Origin of the sequence: Streptomyces sp. SD31, from assembly GCF_052068475.1 — a bacterium.
GTDB lineage: Bacteria > Actinomycetota > Actinomycetes > Streptomycetales > Streptomycetaceae > Streptomyces.
Genome location: NZ_JBQHCX010000001.1, coordinates 684486 through 704975, shown reverse-complemented (window position 1 = coordinate 704975; position 20490 = coordinate 684486). Strand labels below are relative to the sequence as shown.

The following is a 20490-nucleotide window of genomic DNA, read 5'->3' as shown; positions in this document are numbered from 1 at the left end:
GACATGACGGGGGTTCGATCGAGAGCGGTTTCCGTGATCCCGATCACAACCCCGGGCCGCAGCCGAGCGGGCGGCTCCCGCGAGGCAGACAGCCTTGTTACTGTGGGCTCAGCCCGATCGCTGGTGCATCCCCCGTCGCCAGCGGTCGGGCCTTCTCATGTCCGCGGCGCCGCCGGCCCGGGACCTGCCCGGCCCGGCGGGAGCTTTCGCGGAGTCGTACGCTGATCCTGTGCCAAAGGCGTACGAAGTGATCGTGGACGACCTGCGACGCCCCCGCACCCCGATGCTCCGCGACAACCACCGGCACCAGTGGGAGAAGGACCGGGCACGCCGCCCGCTCGCCACGCGGGCCGCGACCGGGGCCACGGAGCGCGACACCGGGCTTCAGGTGCGGGACCTCGTCTTCCACGCGCGGTACCGGGAGGTCGCCGCGCCCCCGGAACTGGCGGACGCGTTCGGCGTGCCGGAGGGGACCCCGCTCCTGGAGCGCGTCTACCGGACGCGGTGCTCGGCCGAGAGCGCCCCGTTCAGCCTCGTGACGTCCTACCTCGTCCGCGCCATGATCGCCGCGAACCCCGCTCTTCTGGACGACTCCCACGAGCCCTGGCCGGGCGGCACCCAGAACCAGCTCCACACGGTCGGCATCGAGGTGGGCCGGGTCGAGGAACGGGTCACCGCGCGGCCGGCGACGCCTCGGCAGGCGTGGGAGCTGGGCCTGCCGCCGGGGGCGCCGGTGATCCTGCTGCGCAAGACGTCGTACGACATCATCGACCGCGTGGTGGAGATCTCCGAGGTGACGCTGCCCGGGGACCGCACGGAACTGCTTTTCACCACTCTCCTGGAAAGGTGGTGAGTGCCGCGGTGGGTCGGCGCGTCATCATCGTCACGGCTGTCCACGGCCCTTCGGCGGCGTTCCTGCCGGACGCCCACAAGTCGCTGCGCGCGCAGGAGTTGCCGGCGGGGTGGGAATGGCGGTGGGTGATCCAGGAGGACGGGAAGACGGACCAGGTCCGCCCGTACGTCCCCGATGACGCGCGCGTGACGTTCCGCCAGGGCCGGCCCGGGGGGCCCGGCGTGGCGCGCACCATCGCGCTCGCGCACGCCGAGGGCGAGTACGTGAAGATCCTCGACGCCGACGACCAGCTCACCCCGGGTGCCCTCGCCCGTGACCTGGCGGTCCTGGAAGCCGACCGGACCATCGGCTGGACGACCTCCCGGGTCCTGGATCTCCTGCCGGACGGTACGACGGCCGGATTCCCCGGCGACCCCGACGACGGGCCCGTCGAGCGAGGCGCCGTACTCGACTTCTGGAAGGCGAACGACTTCCGCGCCCCGGTCCACCCGGCGACCCTCTGCGTACGCCGGGACCTCCTGCTCGCCCTCGGCGGCTGGATGGCGCTCCCCGCCTCCGAGGACACGGGCCTGCTGCTCGCCCTCAACTCCGTGAGCCGGGGCTGGTTCTCGGCGGAGGTGGGGCTCCTCTACCGCAAGTGGGAGGGCCAGGCGACCGGCCAGTCGGCCCACCTGGACCCGGCGGAACGAGCGGCGCGCATGGCAGTGGCCGAGGCCAGGGCGCGGGCACTGGCCTCCTTCGACTGGTGGTATCCGCCGGGCCGGTGACCGCCGCCATCCGGTGACGGAGAGGCAACCGAACACCGACGGGGCCGCCCCGCGCACGCGCTCGGCGGAGCCGCAGCAGGGGCTGGGACGGGGCTGGCGGACTCTCCCACCGCAAGCGGAAGGACCAGGCGACCAGCCCGTCGGCCCACCTGGACCCGGCGGAACGAGCGGCGCGCATGGCAGTGGCGGAGGCCTGGCGGACGACTGGGCCGTCCGCCTGTCGAGCCCGCTGCGTCACTGGTCGAAGGACAGGTCGAGCATCCGGATCGCGTTGCCCCGCAGCAGCTTGTAGGCCACCTCGTCGGAGAGACCGCCCACGTGCTCCGCGGCCACCCGCTTCGTGTCCGGCCAGGTCGAGTCGACGTGTGGGTAGTCCGTCTCGAAGGTCGCGTTGTCGACGCCGACCGTCTCGATGGCCTCGATGCCGTGCTTGTCGCGGAAGAAGCAGCAGAAGATCTGGCGGTAGTAGTACGTCGACGGCGGCTCCGGGATCAGGTCCTTCACGCCGCCCCAGGCCCGGTGCTCCTCCCAGACGTCGTCGGCGCGTTCGAGGGCGTACGGGATCCAGCCCATCTGGCCTTCGCTGTACGCGAGTTTCAGCCGGGGGAACTTCACCAGGACCCCGGAGAAGAGGAAGTCCATCATCGACGCCATGGCGTTGTTGAAGGACAGGGACGCCTGGACGGCGGGCGGGGCGTCGGGGGACGCGGCCGGCATCTGGGAGGAGGAGCCGATGTGCATGTTGACGACCGTGCCGGTCTCCTCGCAGGCCGCGAAGAACGGGTCCCAGTAACCGGAGTGGATGGAAGGCAGGCCCAGATAGGTCGGGATCTCGCTGAACGTCACCGCGCGCACCCCGCGCGCCGCGTTGCGGTGGATCTCCGCGACCGCGAGGTCGATGTCCCACAGCGGGATGAGGCACAGCGGGATCAGCCGGCCGCCGCTGTCGCCGCACCACTCCTCGACCATCCAGTCGTTGTAGGCGCGCACGCAGGCCAGCCCGACATCCTTGTCCTTGGCCTCGGCGAAGGTCTGGCCGCAGAAGCGGGGGAAGGTGGGGAAGCAGAGCGAGGCCTCGACATGGTTGATGTCCATGTCCGCCAGCCGCGCCTTGGGGTCCCAGCAGCCGCGCCGCATCTGCTCGCGGGTGATGCCGTCCAGCGTCATCTCGTCCCGGGAGAAGCCGACGGCCGCGATGATGCGCTTGTACGGGAAGAGGTCGCCCTCGTACTCCCACCAGTCGGTGATCTGGCCGTCCGGGTCCGTGGTGAACCGGTACTTCCCGCCGATGTACTCCAGTTCGCCGATCCCGGCGGTGAGGGGCTTCGGGCCCCGGTCCCGGTACTTGGCCGGAAGCCAGGTCTCGAAGAGGTGCGCGGGCTCGATCACGTGATCGTCCACGCTGATGACCTTGGGCAGATCCTTGGTGCTGCTGTCGGTGGTGCTGCGGTTGGCGGTCGCCACGTCTGGCCCCCTAGTGCCTGCCTCGTGCCTGCCGGCGGACCGCCGGAAAACCGGATCACGATCCGAATCTGACGGTCCATCAGATTTGTGGTTCACAGTAAGGGGCCTCCCCGGCGACGGCAAGGGGCCATCCGGTCAGCGGTGAATCGAGGCGAGTTCGCGAAGGTCCGACGCAGGGGGCTGCCGGGTCCCGTGTGCGCCGCTACGATCCCCAAGTGATCGAACTCGCAGAAATGATCCGGGAGTTGCGTCACGAGCTGAACGCGGCCCTGGCGGACGGGTCGGCCGCGCCGGTGCGGTTCGAGCTCGGGGCGGTGGAGATCGAGGCGACCGTCATGGTGGGGCGCAGAGGCGGAGCAGCCGGGAAGGTGCGGTTCTGGGTCGTCGAGGCGGGCGGTGACACCCAGTCGGAGTCGTCACGGACGCACCGGATCAGCCTCACCCTGGAGCCCAAACTGGTCGCGCCGGACGGAACGCGGCGCACTGTGCTGATCGCCGGGGACGAGACCGACGCGGAACGCTGATCCGCGCGCTTCGCGCCCCTGACGTGGCTGGAGTTGTGGCCGTACGCTGGGTCGACGACTGTCGGTAGGAACTCGATGACGACTGGTGGCGATCGGGAGGTCACGGGGGTGGAAGGGCGCAGCCCTGCACGGGTTCGCAACGAGTTGATGGCCGAGGTCGTCGACGTACTCCAGGAATCGACCACCATGCGGCAGCCGACCAGCGTCGACTTGCTGGTGACCATGCTCAGCCAGGAACTGGGCTCGCCCGTGGAACCCCTGCGCAACGAGTCGCTGCGGCCGTGGCTGCTGCACCTCGTCGAGCAGTGCACCCAGATACCGGACGGGCTGCCGTGTCTGGTGCGCTGCCTGGGCTACGTCGAGCAGCAGTCCGTCGCCGTGACGACGCTGCGGCCCCTGGTGGACGAGTGGGAGGCCGTGGACTTCTTCGACGGCGCCGATCTGCTCCCCCTGCGGCACATACTCCGGGAGATGCGGTCGTCGTCCACCCTCGCGACCCTGGCGCGGCGGGCGAGCCGCTCACGCACCCAGGAGCTTCCCCCGTGGTGCGACACGGGCTGGACGGTGTTCCTGCGGCTGGCCGGCGACAACTCCGGCGCGAAGGACCTACCGGTGAGCATGGCGTTCCTGTCGCTGGCCGCCGACCACTTGATGGAGGACGGACAGGCGCCGGCGGCCGAGGAGCTGCGCCGCTGGCTCCGTCGGCAGGCCCGCGCCTGGGAGCTGGAGGAGAAGCTGGCGGAATGGCAGCGCAGCGGAGTTGCCCAGCCGCCCCCTTCGCTGGTACCGGCGTATCTGATGATCCAGTTCGAACCCGACGGGGTGGATCCCGAGCGGTACTACCTCTCCCACTGGCGGCAGTCGGATGCGGAGGGCTGGCATCCGGTGCCCGGCGAGACGCTGCACCTGCACCGCGACCAGCTTCCCTCGGAGGTCGAGCTCCTCATCGAGCAGACCGAGGAACGCTGGTCGGACCTGCGTCAGCCGGTCGTGCTCGAGTTCATCCTCCCTTGGGAACTGCTCGGCGAGCCGGTCGAGTGGTGGCACAAGGAGTCGGACTCGGCCTCGCCGACACCGCTGGTGATGGACTACGCGGTGCTCGTACGGTCGTTCGAGCGCCTGCGCAAGGCCGCCTGGCACCGGCCGTGGCACAACAAATGGCGCCAGTTCAAGGAGCGGCCGGCCGACACCCACTCGCACTGGAACCGTCCGGGCCGCTCCCACTTCCATCTGGAGCGGGAGTTGAAGGAGGACGAGCAGGCGGTCTGTCTGGTGCTCAGCGAACCCCCGGGCACCGACTCCGTGACCGGCCGTCAGGAGTACCTCGCGGGACTGCGGTCGGGCATACCGGCCATGCTCTGGCACCGCGGCGACTGTTCCGACCCCTCCTTCAAGGAGGCGGTGGCCGACATCGTGCAGGACCGCGGGCTGGCCGGTCTGCTGGAGCGGACCGGAAAATGGCGCAAGGAAGCTCTGGCCATGGGGCCGGAGGGCTGGGACAACCACGTGGGACGCCATCTTGCGATCCTGCTCGACGATCCGGAACGCAGACCCGGCCCTCCCGGGCCCGACCACCGGCCGGTGAAGCCGTGACCGGGGGCGGAGGCGGAGGCCGGGCACGGGTGGCACAGATGGCACGGACCCAGGGTCCATCCGCCCGCGGCGAGAGGGGCTGCCCCGATATGCAGCAGCGTGCATCCGCTGGTCCGCGTCTGTGTCGCACCCGCTTCCCCGCCCCTGACGTGCCCATGCGCACACCGTGCGCGAGCCCCCGTACGCACTTGCTTCCGCAGTGCACGCACTGCAAGGCTTTGACCGTGGATGTCACGCATGCCCGGGGTCTGCGCGACTCCCCAGCACTCTCACCGTCACTTCGACGCCTTGAGAGCACCTATGCGTGACGACGATGGTCAGCGACCGGCACGGGCTGCGCGGGCACGTCGTGAGGCCGCGAGGGCCCTCGGACGGCTCGGACGGAAGGACGGGCCGCAGCTCACGGAGGCGGTACTCGTCCTCGACACCCACCCGACGATGCGGGTGTGGGACCGTTCGGTGGACGAACTGCTCGACGAGCTGCGGCAGTCGGGGCGGTTCACCCGGGTGCGGCGGGTGCGCCTGCTCGGGACCGACGAGACGGACGCGGCGCGGGTGAGCACCGAGGAGCCGCTCGCCCCCGCCTCCGCGGATCTGCGCCGGGTGGTGCTGGTGCTGACCGACGCCCTGGCGGTCGGCTGGCGGCTGGGCGCCGTACAGCCGCTGCTGCGCGAAGCGGGGCGCAGGTGCCCCGTAGCCGTGGTGCACCTGCTTCCCCAGCGGCTGTGGTTCCGTACCGGGCTGGACGTGCACCGGGTACGCATCCGCGCCCCGCACGCCTGGGCGGCCAACCGGGAATGGGACTGGGAGGGACGCGAGGTCCCGGCCGGATTACCGGACGCCGAGGAGTCCGGATCCGAGGGTGACGCCGTGGTCGTCCCCGTTCTCGCCCTGACCCACCGTTCGGCGGAGTCCCTGGTCCGACTGGTGGCCGGGCCGGCATCCGAATGGCGGGATCTGTCCGCCATCCAGGCGCGGGAGTGGAAGCGCAGGCCCGACGCGGCCCGTGCCCTGCCCTGGGCGGAGGACGTGCCCGACCCGCACAGCACCGTGCCCGCCGCGGAACGGGTCTCCGACTTCAGAGCCGCCGCCAGCCCCACCGCGTTCATGCTCGCGACCCGGCTGGCTGCCGCGTCATTGAGCCTGCCGCTCATCCGTACCGTCATGGAGAGCGCCCCGAACGCGGGCCCGGTGCATGTCTCCGAACTGCTGCTGAGCGGTCTGGTCCGGCCCACCCGGACGGAGAACGAGGGTCCGGCGGACGTGGCGTTCACCTTCGCACCGAACACCCGCGAGGAACTGCTGGCGCTGGGCCGCCGCAGCGCGACCGCCCGGGTCCTGCACGACGTACGCGCCTTATTGGCCGCGGACCCCGCGACCCGCTCGCTGTTGCCCGACCCCACCGAGCCGCTCGACACCCTGGCGATGCCGCGCGTCAACAGCCGTAACATCGCGTTCCTCCGGGTGGAGCTGACCGCTTTGCGTGCTTTGTCCGGGCGTTATGGCCAGCGTGCCGCCATGTTGACGAGGGTGCTGAGCTGGCACGATCGGCGATACGCCGTCAGCCTGGAAAAACCGCCCCGTACGTCACCGGGAACCGCACCCCCCGGTTCGGCCACGGCGGCGGTCAAACCGCGTCCTCAGTCCCGGCCCGCTTCTGAAGGAGCCTCTCAGATGTCGACAACACCCCAGCGCACCGTGGAGGAGGACCGGACGACACGGCCGCGTGTCTGGGGGAACCTACCGCCGCGGAACCCGAACTTCACGGGTCGCACCGCCCTGCTGGAGCTGCTCGACCAGCGCCTGCGGGAAGGCACGACCACGGTGCTGCCGGAAGCGATCCACGGCATGGGCGGCGTCGGCAAGACACAGCTCGCGATCGAGTACGCCTACCGCCACCAGTCGGAGTACGACATCGTGTGGTGGATTCCCGCGGAGCGGCCGGGGCAGATCGGCCAGGCGCTGGTGGAACTGGCCCAGCGGCTGGGTCTGGTGACCACGACCGAGGCCAACATCGCCGGTCCCGCGGTCCGGGAGGCGCTGCGCGAGGGCCGGCCGTACTCCCGCTGGCTGCTCATCTTCGACAACGCCGACAACCCCGAGCAGGTCCGCCACTACTTCCCGCAGGGCGGCAACGGCACCATCCTCGTCACCTCCCGCAACCGGCGGTGGGGACAGGTGGGCGGGTCCCTGGAAGTGGACGTGTTCACCCGGGAGGAGAGCAAGGAGCTGCTGCGCCGCTCCGGGCCGCCCCTGCACGACGACGAAGCCGACGCGCTGGCCGAGGCGCTGGGCGATCTGCCGCTGGCCCTGGAGCAGGCCGCCGCCTGGCGCGCCGAGACGGGCATGCCCGCCTCCGAGTATCTGCGGCTGTTCGAGAACAAGCGCATGGAACTGCTGGAAGTGGCCCCGCCGCCGGACTACCAACTGCCGGTCGCCGCGGCCTGGAACGTCTCCCTGGACCACCTGGAGACCCGCAGCCCCGCAGCACTGCGCCTGTTGCAGCTGTGCTCCTACTTCGCTCCCGACCCGATCTCGCGGTCCATCTTCTCGGGCCTCGGCAACAGCAGCATCTTCCCGGAGCTGGACGCCGCCCTGAACGACCCGATGAAACTCGCGCGCGCGATAAGGGAGGTGAACCGCTACTCCCTCGCCCGCATCGACCACCGCACGAACTCCATCGAGATGCACCGCCTCGTGCAGCTCGTCCTGAACAACCGCATGACCTCCGAGGAGCAATCTCGCATGCGCCATGGCGCCCACACCCTGATGGCCGCCGCGGACCCGAAGTCCCCGAACGACCCGGCCAGCTGGCCCCGCTACGCGGAGCTCTACAGCCATGTCATCGCCGCGGACGCGATCAAGTCCGACCAGCCGTGGGTGCGCCAGCTGGTCAGGAACATCGCCGAGTACCTCTACTACTGGGGCGACCACGAGGTGTCGCTCGACTTCTCGGAGCAGGCCTGGGAGTCCTGGCTGACCATCTTCGGCGAGGAGGACCAGCAGACGCTGCTGATGGGGCAGTGGCTGTGCTTCATGTACTGGGTGGTGGGGCGGTTCGACGACGCCGGCCGGCTGGTCACCCACCTCCGGGAGGTCTACGAGCGCACCGCCCCAGCCGAGGGCGAGGACACCCGGGAGGACGCCCTCGACGCCCTCCAGCTCGAAGCCGCCGTACGGCGGGTCGAGGGCCGGTTCGCCACCGGCGCCGAGCTGGACAAGATCGCGTACGAACGCGCCCGCAGGGCCTTCGGCGAGGACGACCCGACCACCCTCAACATCGCGCACAACCTCGGGGTGAGTCTGCGTCTGGTCGGTGACTTCCGCCAGGCGCTCGAACTCGACCAGCGCACACTGGCGCTGAAGCTGCGTCTGTACGGCCGTGACGACCGGCGGACTCTGATCACCGAGAGCGGCGTCGCCATCGATGTGCGCGAGACGGGGGACTACGTCGGCGCCCGATCGCTGCACGAGACCGTGCTGGCGGCCTACCGGGAAGTGTTCGGTCATGAGAACCCCGCCACGATCGGGGCGATGCGCCAGCTCAGCGAGGCCTGCCGCAAGGAAGGCGACCATGTGCGCTCGCTGGAGCTGGCCACCGAGGCGCACGCGATGTTCATCCGCCGCTACGGCGAGACCCACCCCCAGTCGCTGGCCTCCGCGCTGACCCTGTCGGTGGCACTGCGCCAGAACGGCGATCTGCAGGCGGCCAGGACCCGGGGCCTCAAGGCCAGCGAGGGATACCGGCAGATCTACGACCCGCACCACCCGCACGTGCTCTCCGCCGACGTGGACCTCGCCGTCACCCTGCGCCTGCTCGGCAAACCCGAGGAGGCGCACCGCCTGGACGAGACGGCACTGGCCTCACTCACCGACCGGCTCGGCGCCGCTCATCCGCTCTCCCTGATCTGCGCCATCAACCTGGCCAGCGACCTGGCCGCGCTCGACCGGCACGAGGACGCGCGGCGCCGGGGTGAGGACACGCTGGCCCTGTGCCGCGTCACCTTCGGGGATAACCATCCGACCACGCTGGCGTGCGCCGGCAACCTGGCGATGGACCTCGTCTCCGTCGGCGCTCAGGCCCAGGGCAGCGCCCTGCGCGAGGACACCGTGGCGCGCATGGAGCGCGTGCTCGACGCACCCCGGCTGCGCGCGGAGCACGGCACTCCGCACCCGGCCACCGTGCAGTTCAGGGACCGCGAGCGGGCCAACTGCGACATCGACCCGCTGCCGCTGTAGGAGCCTGTGCTCGGGCGGGGCCATGGGCCTCGCCCCGCCGGGCGAGTTCCGGGGACGCGGTGCGCGCCGTGTCGTCCGGTCAGCTCGGGTGGCGTGCCAGCCAGGTCGCCAGGCCGATGGGGTCCGCGCCCCGTCCCGTCGCCGACTCCAAGGCGTCCTGCACGGCTCGGGCACGCTCCGGGAAGCCGAGCAACAGGCGGGACGCCGCCGCGTGGGCCGGATCGTCGGCCAAGGCCCGCCCCAGGCCGACCCAGGCGGCCGCCGGCGCCCCCTTGTCGGCCAGCCGGGCGGCGAAGGCGGCCCGCGCTCCGGCAAGGTCACCGCAGGCCAGCAGCACGTCGGCCGAGTCGGCGCCGTCGACGCCCCCGGCCTTGGCGCCGTACGCGGCGGCGGTGTGCCGCCAGCTTCCCTCGGGCTCGCTGAGCCGGTGCCGGGTGAGGACGGCCGCGCTGTCCAGAAACCGGACCTCGGTGTCCGGGGCCAGCACGGGGTCATCGGCCAGGGCGGCCGGCGGCTGGGGGGCGCCGCGCTGCCAGGCCTGTACGGCGTCCTCGACGGCCGCGGCCGACGGTCGCAAGTGGTGGGCCCGCCAGCGGGCCAGGTGGTCGTGCGCGGCGTCCTCGGCGAGCCGCAGCGGCGCCACGGGCACCTCGTCGGCCAGCCACTGCGCGCAGCGCTCGCTCAGGCCGTCCACGACACGCTGTCCCAGCGATGTGAGTCGCTCATGGCCACGGACCCGGTTCAGCGTGGACCACACCTGGCCTCGCCAGAGCGCGAACTCGAAGTGCGCCAGCGGGGCGTACGCCGGGTCGGCGGCGTGCCGGTGCGCGCGCCAGAACCGGGTCACCCCCAGGAAGGCGTAGATGCCCTGGAGCAGACCGTCCAGCGGACGGGGATCGTCGCGCCAGGGGGCGTAGAACAGCTCTTCCGGCACCTGGGGGTCCGGTGCCGGCACGGTCAGTGGTCCCAGGTGGATCAGGCCGCCCAGTTTGATGTGCTGGACTTCGTGCACCAAGGTCGCGGCGAGCTGGGCGGCGTCGTCCGGGCGGGAGGCCACGACCCCGCCGAACGCGGCGGAGGCCGTGCAGCTGTAAGGCCGAAACCTTTCTCTCGCCGGGGTGGGAGCCACCGACATCAGCCCCAGGTGCATCGCCCCGGCGCTCACCGGATCATCGCGCTGCAGCACCTCCCAGGCACCGGCGAGGAGCGACGCCCACGCCTGCGCCTCCGCCTCCGCCATCGGGCGGGGTTCGCTGGGGCGGGGGAAGGTCCGGTAAGGGTCCAACTCCTCCAGCACCAGGGACTTCGCCGTCTCGGCAGACCCCAGCGCCATCCGGCGCACCGGCAGCCAGCCCGGGCCACGCCGGTTCCATCCGGGTGCGACCTCCACCTCACCACCCGCACCCGTGATCCGTAACCGGCCCTCGCGGCCCATGACCCGGGCTGTGCTCCATGGTTCGGTGTCCGGCAGAACCGCGCATCCCAGTGTCGGCAGCAGCACCAGCCCGTGACGCACGGGAACGGTGATCGAGAAGTCCAGTCCGGCCCGCGCCGCCGCGGCGGCGGCCAGCGCCGCCAGATGCCCCGTGACCACCCATTGCGGCGCCTCTTCCTCGGCCACCCACCCCCTGACCCTGCGGACCGCGAGTGAGGCCCACATCCCGGTGTTGGGGGACATCAGGACGTCCTCGAACGCCTCGGGCGCGCGCCGCTGGGCACGCTCCAGCAGGGCCCAGGCCTCCGCGTACGGAGCCGAGGCTCCCCGGGGTGCGGCCGGACCGCGCCGGGACAGCTCCTTGTCCAGTGCCCGCAGCAGCAGGAGTCGACGGCTGCGCTCCGCGCCGATCAGTGCCTTCAGCACCGTGTCGTCGCCCTCGCCCCGCGCGAGAGCCAGAACGCCGTCCGACGAGAGCCGATGGAAGGGCAGGCGATCCCGCGTGGTCGTGGCTTCAGCGGCCACGGACGCCCCACCACTCCGGGTCGATCACCTCGTCAGGCGTCGAAGCGGGACCCGTTGTAGCCCCCCGCAGTGATGCCCTGGGGGCCGTCGATGTCGTGCACCACCTGCTCCAGCGACTCGCCGAAGACGGTGCCGTCCATGGAGCGCAGCGCTTCAAGAGAGACCCCCGAGAGATCGACGAGACCGGACTCGACGGCAGGCATCGTTTCCTCCACGGCTGCCAAGTCCCCTCCCGTACCTACCAGTCAGCGCTGTCGGTGCCTCAACCATGATGACCCAGCAGGGCACATGTCGAAACCCCGTATCCCGGCCGCGCCACTACATCAAGTCAGCCAATGGCCCACACCGTCGGGCCCCTTGAGTACCTGCCGCGAACCCGTCGGCGTCACCCGATGCGCCGCGCGAGTCCGGCCGCCGCACGGTCCACGCGTTCCACTTCCGGGGACGGCCCCTCCAGCAGACGCACGGCTTCCAGGAACTGGTCGAGTGTGCCCGGGTAGCGCAGGCAGGTGCGCACGATGCCGTAGATCGCCATCCGCAGCCTGGGGTCGCGGGGGGTGTGGGCCGCGATCCGGCCGTCGATGCTCTCCAGGAGGAGCTCCGTCCCGCTCCCGCCGCGCAGCATCGGAAGCGCCGTCAGGGCGTCGACGAGGTCCGCCAGTTCCCGCAGCGGCAGATCCGCGGGCAGACCGGCCAGGGCGGGGACCGGGCGGGCGTCAAGGGCGCCGTCGGCGAGGGCGAGCGCGCCCCGCGGGGGCAGTCCGCCGTACCGCTGGAGCAGTTCCAGCTCGGCGGGGGCGAGGGCGTCGTACCAGCGTTCCACCCGCCCGGCCGCGAGCCTGCCCAGGCCGTCCGAGCGGTGATGGGCGCTCACCACGCCGATCACGCTGCCGCCGCACCACACCACGGCACCCGACATCCCCTCCCACGGCGAGCGTTCCGGTTCGACCTCGGCGGGCGGGGTGAGGACGGCCAGCTCCAGCGTGCCCGCACGGCGGTTGGACAGGACGGAGATCTTGCCCGAGACATGACACGAGTCCCGGTACTGGCTGGGGGATCCGTCGTCGAGGCGGTGCGCGGTGTCCTCGCGCAGCTTGAAGCGGGGGAAGCCCATCGCGCTGAAGGGCAGGGTCACATCGGCGTCCGGCACCGCCGCGTAGCGGGGCGGGCCGACCGGGGGCCGACCGGGCGGGAGGTCGGCGAGCTCCAGCAGCGCGAGGTCCGCGGACTCGGCCAGCAGCACGACACGCGCCTCGGCGCTCCACTCCCCCGGCCGGTCCGCGTCGAAGCGCACCCGTACCGAGGCCACCGGCCCGGCCACGACATGAGCGGCCGTCAGCACGCACGCCTCGCCCACCCGGTATCCCGAACCGCGGCGACCGGCCGGTCCGCCCGGCCGCCGCACCAGTATCTCGGCGACCCGCGCCGCCTCCAGTCCCTGCGCCCGTTCCCCCACAGCGGCCCCTTACCCCTCGCGCGTCAGGGGTACGCGGAGCGTCCCGTCGGAGTCAGTTGTTCCAGCTCTCGTCGTACGGGTCGGTCGGCTCCTTCACCGGTTTCGCCTCCGTGACCTCGATGAACGGGATCGGGCCGCCGTTGACCGGGTCCTTGACGCGGCGCGGGGTGTAGGTGCCGGTGATCTGGAGCCAGGTGTCCGGCTGGAGCACCGGGGGGATCCGGCCGGCGAGGGCGACCTTGACCGGCTGGGCGTCGGCGGCGCAGCAGTTGAGGGCCATGCGGACGAGGTAGGGGGTGCCGTCGCGGTCCAGGGCCAGGAAGCCGGTGAGCTGGACGCGGCGGTCGTGGAGGGTGCGGCCGTGGTCGTAGACGGCGCGGCCCGCGTAGTCGACCACGCTGAGGCGCAGGGGGTCGGCGGCGGGGAGGGACGGATAGGCGAGGGGTTCCTGGAGGGCCGTACCGGCGCGGGTCGCGCTGTAGGAGCCGAGGGCGGGCGGGGCCACCAGGATCAGGGCGAAGAGGGGGAGGACGAGTAGCCAGGAGACCCGGGGTTCGCGGTGGGGGTGGGCCTCCGTGTGCCGGTCCTCGTCGGTGTCGTGCCGCGCGTCCTGGTCGGCCTCGCGCTGCTGCTGCGCCCGCGTCCGCTTCCGCTCGTACCAGACCGTCGCCACCGCCGCCGCGATCAGCACCGCGCCGGACACCAGCACCAGCGGGCGCAGTCCCTGTTTGACGTACCGCAGATAGAGGTCGGTCGTGGCCGCGTGCAGGAGGGACGCACCCAGCAGGAACAGGACGGCGGCCTGGGCCTGGCGGTTCACAGGATCACCGCCCCCGTGAGCACCGACACGACCACGGCCAGCGCGAAGGTGGCCGGTGCGAAGCGCAGGGCGAAGGCGCGGCCGAAGGTGCCCGCCTGCATCGCGAACAGCTTCAGGTCGATCATCGGGCCCACCACCAGGAAGGTGAGGCGGGCCGTGAGCGAGAACTGCGACAGTGACGCCGCCACGAAGGCGTCCGCCTCCGAGCAGATCGACAGCACCACGGCGAGGACCGCGAGGGCGAGGACCGCCAGCACCGGGTTGTCGGCCGCCGCGCGCAACCAGCTCTCCGGAACCGCCGCCTTGAGGGTCGCGGCCGCCATCGCGCCGACCACCAGGAAGCCGCCCGCGTGCATCACGTCGTGCCGGACGGAGCCCCAGAAGGCCTCGCCCTTGCTCTGGCCGTCGTAGGACAGGCGGGAAGGCGGTCGCAGCCATTCGGTACGGCCGAGGCGCAGCCACAGCCAGCCCATCGCGCAGGCCACCAGCAGGCTCGCGACCAGGCGGGCCAGGACCATCTCCGGATTGCCGGGGAAGGCTACGGCGGTCGCCGTCAGCACGATCGGGTTGATCGCGGGGGCGGACAGCAGGAACGCCAGCGCCGCGGCCGGGGTGACGCCACGCCGGACCAGCGCTCCGGCCACCGGCACGGACGCGCACTCGCAGCCGGGCAGCACCGCGCCCGCCGCTCCGGCGACCGGGACGGCGAGGGCGGGACGGCGGGGCAGGGCGCGGGCGAAGAAGGACGGCGGCACGAACACCGCGATCGCGGCCGAGAGCAGCACGCCCAGCACCAGGAACGGCAGCGCCTGGACCATCACCGCCACGAACACCGTCGTCCAGCTCTGCATCACCGGTGCGGCGAGGGCGCGGCGGATCGGGCTCTGGAGAAGCACCAGCACGAGCATGAGCATGGTGAGGAGGAGGGGGGAGTTGAGGTGGCGGCCCTCATCCGTCGGTCTCGGGTCTGCCCGCCGCTTCGGGTCCACGGCCCGCTCCGCGTCCCCGGGCCGTTCCCGGTCCCTGCGGTCGTCGGTCCGCTGCGGGACGGTCTTGGTGATCGCCACGGGCGAGGTACCTCCGGTGGTGCGGAAGGGCGCTGGTTTCCCTCCCCTCTCATACGGTCGGCCGGGCGCGGGCGTTCAGGTTCCGAGGGGGCGCCGGTGGAACCACCCGTCCCAGTGAGGCAGTCTTTCCCCTTGTGGCGAGCGTTCCGAATCAGGGCTTAGGGAGTGACGCGGCCGCGCACATGGTGGTGTGCGGCGACGACGGGCTCGCGCACCGGCTGGCCGCCGAGTTGCGCGGGGTGTACGGCGAACAGGTCACGCTCGTCGTGCCGCCCTCCGAACGCACGGTACGGCCGCCCGTCGTGGGCCGGGCCCGGGCGGTGTCGGCGGCGCTGCTCGACCGGGTGGTGAACGCGGCCGTCAACCGAGCGGGCGGCGGGGCCGGTGGCGGGACGGGCGGCGGGCCCGTCGGCGGCAGCGAACCGGCCGGGAGCGTACGGGTGCTGGAGGCCGCCGAGGCCACCGAGGAGGCGTTCGCCGACGCGGGCGTGGAACGGGCCGCCGCACTCGCCCTCGTCTACGACGACGACGAGACCAACATCCGCGCCGCCCTCACCGCCCGCCGCCTCAACCCCCGCCTCCGCCTCGTCCTGCGCCTGTACAACCGCCGGTTGGGCCAGCACATCGAGGAACTCCTCGACCAGGCGGCCACGTTGGCGACGGGGAGCGGCGACGCCGCTCTGGACGCCTCCACGACTGTCCTGTCCGACGCCGATACGGCCGCCCCCGCGCTGGCCGCCTCCGCCGTGGCCGGCACCACCAAGGTCGTGCAGACGGACGGCCTGCTGCTGCGCGCGGTGGAACGCCCGCCGCTGCGGCCCGGTCAGGCGCCTGCTGCCGGGCTGGCCACGCTGGCCCTGCTGTCCACGACCGGCAACGGCTCGTCCGGAGCGGGAGGTTCGGGCGGTTCGGATGGTTCGAATGGTTCGGATGGTTCGGCCGGCCATGGCGAGCAGGGGCCGCTGCTGCTGCCGGACGCGGCGGCGGTGCAGGGGGCAAGGGGGCGTGGCACGGTCGTCCTGGAGCAGGTGTCGTACGCCGGCCCGTCCCTGCCTTCGAGCCGCGGCGGGCGGGGCGTCGTACCGGCCTTCGCGTCACTGTTCTCGCGGCGGTTGCGGTGGTCGCTGGCCGGACTGGTGGGGTGTGTGGCGGCGCTGGCCATCGCGCTGACGGTGGTGACCGGGGAACACCCGCTGTACGCCACCTACATGACCCTCCTCGACCTCTTCGCCATCAACGACCCCGCGCTCCACCAGGGTCTGGCCCGCCAGATCCTCCAGCTCCTGTCCGGGCTGATGGGCCTGCTGCTGCTTCCGGTGCTGCTGGCGGCTGTGCTGGAGGCCCTCGGCACGTTCCGTTCCGCGTCCGCCCTGCGCAAACCGCCGCGCGGGCTGGGCGGGCACGTGGTTCTGCTCGGGCTGGGCAAGATCGGCACCCGGGTGCTGACGCGGCTGCGGGAACTGCACATCCCCGTGGTGTGCGTCGAGGCCGACCCCGAGGCGCGCGGGCTGGCGACGGCGCGGCGGCTGCGGGTGCCGGTGGTGCTCGGGGACGTCACTCAGGAGGGTGTCCTGGAGGCGGCGAAGATCCACCGGGCGCATGCGCTGCTGGCCGTGACCAGTGCGGATACGACCAACCTCGAAGCCGCCCTGTACGCGCGCTCCGTCCGCCCCGACCTCCGTGTGGTCCTGCGTCTGTACGACGACGACTTCGCCACCGCCGTCTACCGCACCCTGCGGGCCGCGCACCCCTACGCGTCCACCCGCAGCCGGAGCGTGACGCATCTGGCCGCGCCCGCGTTCGCCGGGGCGATGATGGGGCGTCAGATCCTGGGCGCGATTCCCGTCGAGCGGCGGGTGCTGCTGTTCGCGGCGATGGACGTGGGCGGTCATCCGCAACTGGAGGACAAGACCGTCGGGCAGGCCTTTCGGGCGGGTGCCTGGCGGGTGCTGGCACTGGATCGGACCGGGCGGGACGAACGGCGCGACGAGCGGCGGGAGGAGCCGGCGGTGGAGGAGGCGTACGAGGACAGTCGGGCGGGGGGTGCGGCCGCTTCGGGGTGGGTGTGGGAGCTGCCCGACGATTACGTCCTCCAGAAGGAGGACCGGGTGGTGCTGGCCGCCACACGGCGGGGGTTGGCGGAACTGTTGGGCAGGCGGTCTCGGGAGCGGGCGGGGGCTTAGGCCGGGGGTTTGCGCCCCCGGCCTAAGCCCCTACCCGTTCCATCCCCAGGGGCCGCCGCCCCTTCGGCCCCGCGTCCCTGGGGCAGCGCCCCTTCACCTCGGTGGGGCGGACGGCCGCTCCGTACGCCCGGGAGGGCTAGGGCTGCTGCGGAGCCCTCAGGTGGCGTTCCGCGAAGTCCAGTTCCAGTCTCACCTGCTTGATCCGCTCGTCCACCACCAGCGAACCGTGGCCCGCGTCGTAGCGGTACACCTCGTGCACCGCCTCCCGGGCCTCCAGCCGCTTCACATAGTTGTCGATCTGCCGGATCGGGCAACGCGGGTCGTTCACGCCCGCCGAGATGTAGACCGGGGCCTTCACCTGGTCGACGTACGTCAACGGGGACGACGCCTCGAAGCGCTCCGGCACCTCCTCCGGTGTGCCGCCCAGCAGCGTGCGGTCCAGGGCCTTCAGTGACTCCATCTCGTCGTGGTACGCCGTGACGTAGTCGGCGACCGGGACCGCCGCGATGCCCAGGCTCCACGCGTCCGGCTGGGTGCCGAGGCCGAGAAGGGTGAGGTAGCCGCCCCACGAACCGCCGGTCAGGATCAGGCGGGCCGGGTCGGCGAGGCCGGACGTCACCGCCCACTCCCGTACCGCAGCGATGTCCTCCAGCTCGATCAGCCCGACCCGGTGCTTGAGCGCGTCCGTCCAGGCACGCCCGTAGCCCGTCGAGCCGCGGTAGTTGACCCGGACCACCGCGTACCCGTGGTCCACCCAGGCCGCGGGACCTGCCGCGAACGCGTCGCTGTCGTGCCAGGTCGGGCCGCCGTGGATGTCGAAGACCGTCGGGAGCGGGCCCTCCACGCCCTCGGGGCGCTGCACGAGGGCGTGGATACGGCCGCCCGGGCCCTCCACCCACACGTCCTGGACCGGGACCGAGCCGGGGGACTTCATGCCGGGCGGGTCCAGCACCACGCGCCCCGTCGTCGACCGCACCGCCGACGGCTGCGCCGCCGACGACCACAGGTACTCCACACTGCCGTCCGGACGGGCCGTCGCCCCCGACACCGAGCCCGCGGGGGTCGGGATCCGCACCAGCTCGCGCCGGCCCAGGTCGTACCGGAACAGCTCGCTGCGGGCCTCGAAGCTGTGCGCGATCAGCAGACCGGTGCCGTCGGGATACCACTCGGCGCTCACGTCACCGGGCAGTTCCAGCGCGAGGTCCGTCTCCTCCCCCGTCGCCACGTCCCACACCAGCGGCTCCCAGCGGCCGCGCCTCTGGTGGCCGATGAGCAGGCGCGCGTCGCCCTCCACCGGGGCGAAGCCCAGGACCTCCAGGCCCAGTTCCTTCGAGCCGCCCTTGGTGTCGTCGAGTTCGGCGACCGCCGTGCCGTCGGGGCGCAGGACGCGCAGCGCCGAGTGCATCGCGTCACCGTGCTCGGTGTGCTCGATGGCGATCAGCGTGCCGTCGTGCGAGAGGTCGCCGACGCCCGCGGACTCGCGGTGGCGGTAGATCTCCAGCGGGGGCTCGCCGGTGCGGGCCAGATGGATCGTCGTGCCGTCCTCGTCCGTCGAGCGGCCCACGATCGCCGTACGGCCGTCGCGGCCCAGGGCGAGGCCCGCCGGGTACGACGGGTCCAGGCCCGGCGCCGCGAGCTCGTCCTCGCCGCCGTCGAACCGCTGGCGGCGCCAGACGCCGAACTCGTCGCCGTCCTTGTCGTCGAACCACCAGATCCACGCGCCGTCCGGGGTGAGCACGCCGTCCGTCGTGCCGTTCGGCCGGTCGGTCACCTGGCGTTGCTCGTCCGTCGACCGGTCCCAGGCGTACAGCTCGTACGTCCCTGTGGCGTTCGACACGAACAAGGAGCGGTCCGGGGCGTCCTCCGCCCAGTCGGGCAGCGACACCCGAGGCGCCCGGAAGCGCTTCTCCCAGTCCGGCATGGCCTTGTCCTGCTTGTGGTGATCCCGCGAATCGGACCCGTGGCTCTCAGTCATGGCCCCATAGTGCCTGGCCTCGCCGACAATTCGCTGGCGAGGTCCCCAGCCTGTGGATAACTTCGCGGCCATGCGCTCCGCCATACCCGCAGACTGGCATGATGCCAACCGCGCGCTCTGGGACCTGGGGGTCCCCCCACGCCGTTGAGGCGTGGGGGAGCGTCCCGCTGACGCCCTGCGCGACTTCGAACGGGCGGAGGCGGGGGACGGCTCCGAACCCGCGGTGGACATGGCCCGCTCGCCCGCCGCCGACCTCGGCCTCGGTCAGGACCGGGCGGCCTTCGTCGCGGCCGACGTGTACGACGCGGTGGAAGCGGTGCCGGACCCCGCGTACGACATCGTCCACACCGGTGTGGGCGCCCTGTGCCGGCTGCCCGACATCCGCCGCTGGGCCGAGACGGCGGCCTCGCTCGTCGCGCCGGGAGGGTTCCTCCACCTGGCCGAGTTCCACCCCTTCACCGACGTCCTCGACGACGAGACGGGCTCCCGGGTCGTCCGCGACTACTTCGACCGCGACGCCCAGGTGTACGACATCCCCGGCACGTACGGGTCCGACAGCACCGACACGGTCCACAACCGCAGCGTCGAGTGGCGGCACCCGGTCGGCGAGGTCGTGACCGCGCTCGCGGCTGACGCTGTCCGCGACCCCGCGGCCAGGCCCTGTGCAGGAGCCCCGTACCGTTGAAGCCGTGTACCGGTTTCTGCTGACGCCCCGTTGGTGGGGAATCAACGTCTTCGTGCTGCTCGCCATCCCCTTCTGCGTGTTCATGGGGTCGTGGCAGCTGAGCCGGTTCGAGGCGCGGGTGGCGGACCATCGCAGCGCCGGTGAGCAGGCCGCGGAGAACAAGCGGGAGGCGGCCCGTCCGCTCGCCGAGCTGCTGCCCGTGGACAAGGCGACCGTGGGCAAGCAGGTCACCGCGAGCGGGCGGTACGGCAAGCAGTTGCTCGTCCCCGACCGGGAGCTGGACGGCAAGCAGGGGTACTACGTGCTGACGCTGCTGCACACCGACGAGGGCAAGGCCCTGCCGGTCGTGCGGGGCTGGCGGCCCGGCGACGCCGACCGGGCCGAGGCCCCCGCCGCACCCACCGGCGAGGTCACGGTCACCGGCGCCCTCCAGGCCTCCGAGGTGCCGGGCGAGAACGGCGTGAGCGCACAGGGTGGCCTGCCGTCCGGCCAGACGGCGGCGATCAGCGCGGCGTCGCTGGTGAACCTGGTGCCGTACGACGTCTACGACGCCTGGGTCACCCTCGACAAGGCCGACTCCGGCATGAAGCCCGTGCCGGTGGCCGCCGCCAACGACACCGGCCTCGACCTGAAGGCGTTCCAGAACCTCGGCTACACCGGCGAGTGGTTCGTCTTCGCGGGCTTCGTGGTCTTCATGTGGTTCCGCCTGCTCCGCCGCGAGGTGGAGTTCGTGCGGGACGCGGAACTGGGGCTGGTGCCGGACGGCGAGGCCGACGGCCCCGGCGCGAACGAGGCGGGCCGGACCGAGGAGTCGAGCGAGGGCCCGACGACGCAGGAGAAGGCGAAGGCCTAGAACCTGTCGTCGCGGGGCAGGCGGGAATTTGACGACAGGCCCTAGGGGGAA

Annotated in this window: 14 protein-coding genes and 1 pseudogene; 8 read left to right on the top strand and 7 right to left on the bottom strand. The window is 72.1% G+C overall.

Features of this window, described 5'->3' with window-relative positions:
- The first annotated feature begins 283 nt into the window (after nt 1–283).
- Together ACTMVF_RS03175 and ACTMVF_RS03170 are read left to right on the top strand one after the other, a co-directional pair.
- The gene (locus tag ACTMVF_RS03175) at nt 284–853 is read left to right on the top strand and encodes a UTRA domain-containing protein (RefSeq protein WP_441269544.1); all 570 of its coding nucleotides are present in this window, start codon (nt 284–286) and stop codon (nt 851–853) included.
- Entirely contained in the window at nt 850–1620 is a 771-nt protein-coding gene (locus tag ACTMVF_RS03170) for a glycosyltransferase family 2 protein (protein WP_441269383.1), read from the top strand. Before ACTMVF_RS03175 ends, ACTMVF_RS03170 begins: the two co-directional genes overlap by 4 nt.
- A gap of 234 nt (nt 1621–1854) precedes the next feature.
- Here the strand turns inward: ACTMVF_RS03170 and ACTMVF_RS03165 are convergent, their stop codons facing one another.
- Nucleotides 1855–3084 carry an amidohydrolase family protein gene (locus ACTMVF_RS03165; RefSeq protein WP_441269382.1) on the bottom strand — a complete coding sequence of 410 codons (1230 nt, stop codon included), beginning with the start codon at nt 3082–3084 and terminating at the stop codon, nt 1855–1857.
- A 215-nt stretch (nt 3085–3299) separates the two neighbouring features.
- Here ACTMVF_RS03165 and ACTMVF_RS03160 point away from each other — a divergent pair, with 215 nt between their 5' ends.
- From ACTMVF_RS03160 to fxsT, 3 genes are all read left to right on the top strand, one after another.
- Nucleotides 3300–3608, top strand: a complete 309-nt coding sequence (locus tag ACTMVF_RS03160; RefSeq protein WP_441269381.1) for a trypco2 family protein — start codon at nt 3300–3302, stop codon at nt 3606–3608.
- A 75-nt stretch (nt 3609–3683) separates the two neighbouring features.
- Nucleotides 3684–5201, top strand: coding sequence for a VMAP-C domain-containing protein (locus ACTMVF_RS03155; protein WP_441269380.1), 1518 nt, complete (start codon nt 3684–3686; stop codon nt 5199–5201).
- 300 nt (nt 5202–5501) lie between these two features.
- A complete protein-coding gene (gene fxsT / locus ACTMVF_RS03150; protein WP_441269379.1) occupies nt 5502–9440 on the top strand; it encodes an FxSxx-COOH system tetratricopeptide repeat protein in 3939 nt (1312 codons plus the stop codon).
- Nucleotides 9441–9519: 79 nt separating this feature from the next.
- Here fxsT and ACTMVF_RS03145 read toward each other — a convergent pair whose 3' ends face one another.
- The 5 genes from ACTMVF_RS03145 to ACTMVF_RS03125 form a co-directional block, all read right to left on the bottom strand.
- Nucleotides 9520–11400, bottom strand: a complete 1881-nt coding sequence (locus ACTMVF_RS03145) for an HEXXH motif domain-containing protein (protein WP_441269378.1) — start codon at nt 11398–11400, stop codon at nt 9520–9522.
- Between the two features lie 32 nt (nt 11401–11432).
- Nucleotides 11433–11603, bottom strand: a complete 171-nt coding sequence (locus ACTMVF_RS03140; RefSeq protein WP_441269377.1) for a hypothetical protein — start codon at nt 11601–11603, stop codon at nt 11433–11435.
- Between the two features lie 182 nt (nt 11604–11785).
- Entirely contained in the window at nt 11786–12856 is a 1071-nt protein-coding gene (locus ACTMVF_RS03135) for an effector-associated domain 2-containing protein (RefSeq protein WP_441269376.1), read from the bottom strand.
- 52 nt (nt 12857–12908) lie between these two features.
- On the bottom strand, nt 12909–13676 hold the full coding sequence (locus ACTMVF_RS03130; RefSeq protein WP_441269375.1) for a TIGR03943 family putative permease subunit: 768 nt from the start codon (nt 13674–13676) through the stop codon (nt 12909–12911).
- Nucleotides 13673–14665 (bottom strand): permease, encoded by a 993-nt coding sequence (locus tag ACTMVF_RS03125; protein ID WP_441269543.1) that lies wholly within the window; start codon nt 14663–14665, stop codon nt 13673–13675. The genes ACTMVF_RS03130 and ACTMVF_RS03125 overlap by 4 nt, the downstream gene beginning before the upstream one ends.
- Before the next feature lie 260 nt (nt 14666–14925).
- On the opposite strand from ACTMVF_RS03125, the gene ACTMVF_RS03120 reads away from it, so the two are divergent.
- Nucleotides 14926–16926, top strand: a complete 2001-nt coding sequence (locus ACTMVF_RS03120; RefSeq protein WP_441269374.1) for an NAD-binding protein — start codon at nt 14926–14928, stop codon at nt 16924–16926.
- Nucleotides 16927–17062: 136 nt separating this feature from the next.
- Here the strand turns inward: ACTMVF_RS03120 and ACTMVF_RS03115 are convergent, their stop codons facing one another.
- On the bottom strand, nt 17063–18901 hold the full coding sequence (locus ACTMVF_RS03115; RefSeq protein WP_441269373.1) for a prolyl oligopeptidase family serine peptidase: 1839 nt from the start codon (nt 18899–18901) through the stop codon (nt 17063–17065).
- A gap of 70 nt (nt 18902–18971) precedes the next feature.
- On the opposite strand from ACTMVF_RS03115, the pseudogene ACTMVF_RS03110 reads away from it, so the two are divergent.
- Together ACTMVF_RS03110 and ACTMVF_RS03105 are read left to right on the top strand one after the other, a co-directional pair.
- Nucleotides 18972–19544, top strand: a pseudogene (locus tag ACTMVF_RS03110) (SAM-dependent methyltransferase); the annotation flags it as partial.
- A gap of 46 nt (nt 19545–19590) precedes the next feature.
- Nucleotides 19591–20439, top strand: coding sequence for an SURF1 family protein (locus ACTMVF_RS03105; protein ID WP_441269372.1), 849 nt, complete (start codon nt 19591–19593; stop codon nt 20437–20439).
- Nucleotides 20440–20490: the final 51 nt, after the last annotated feature.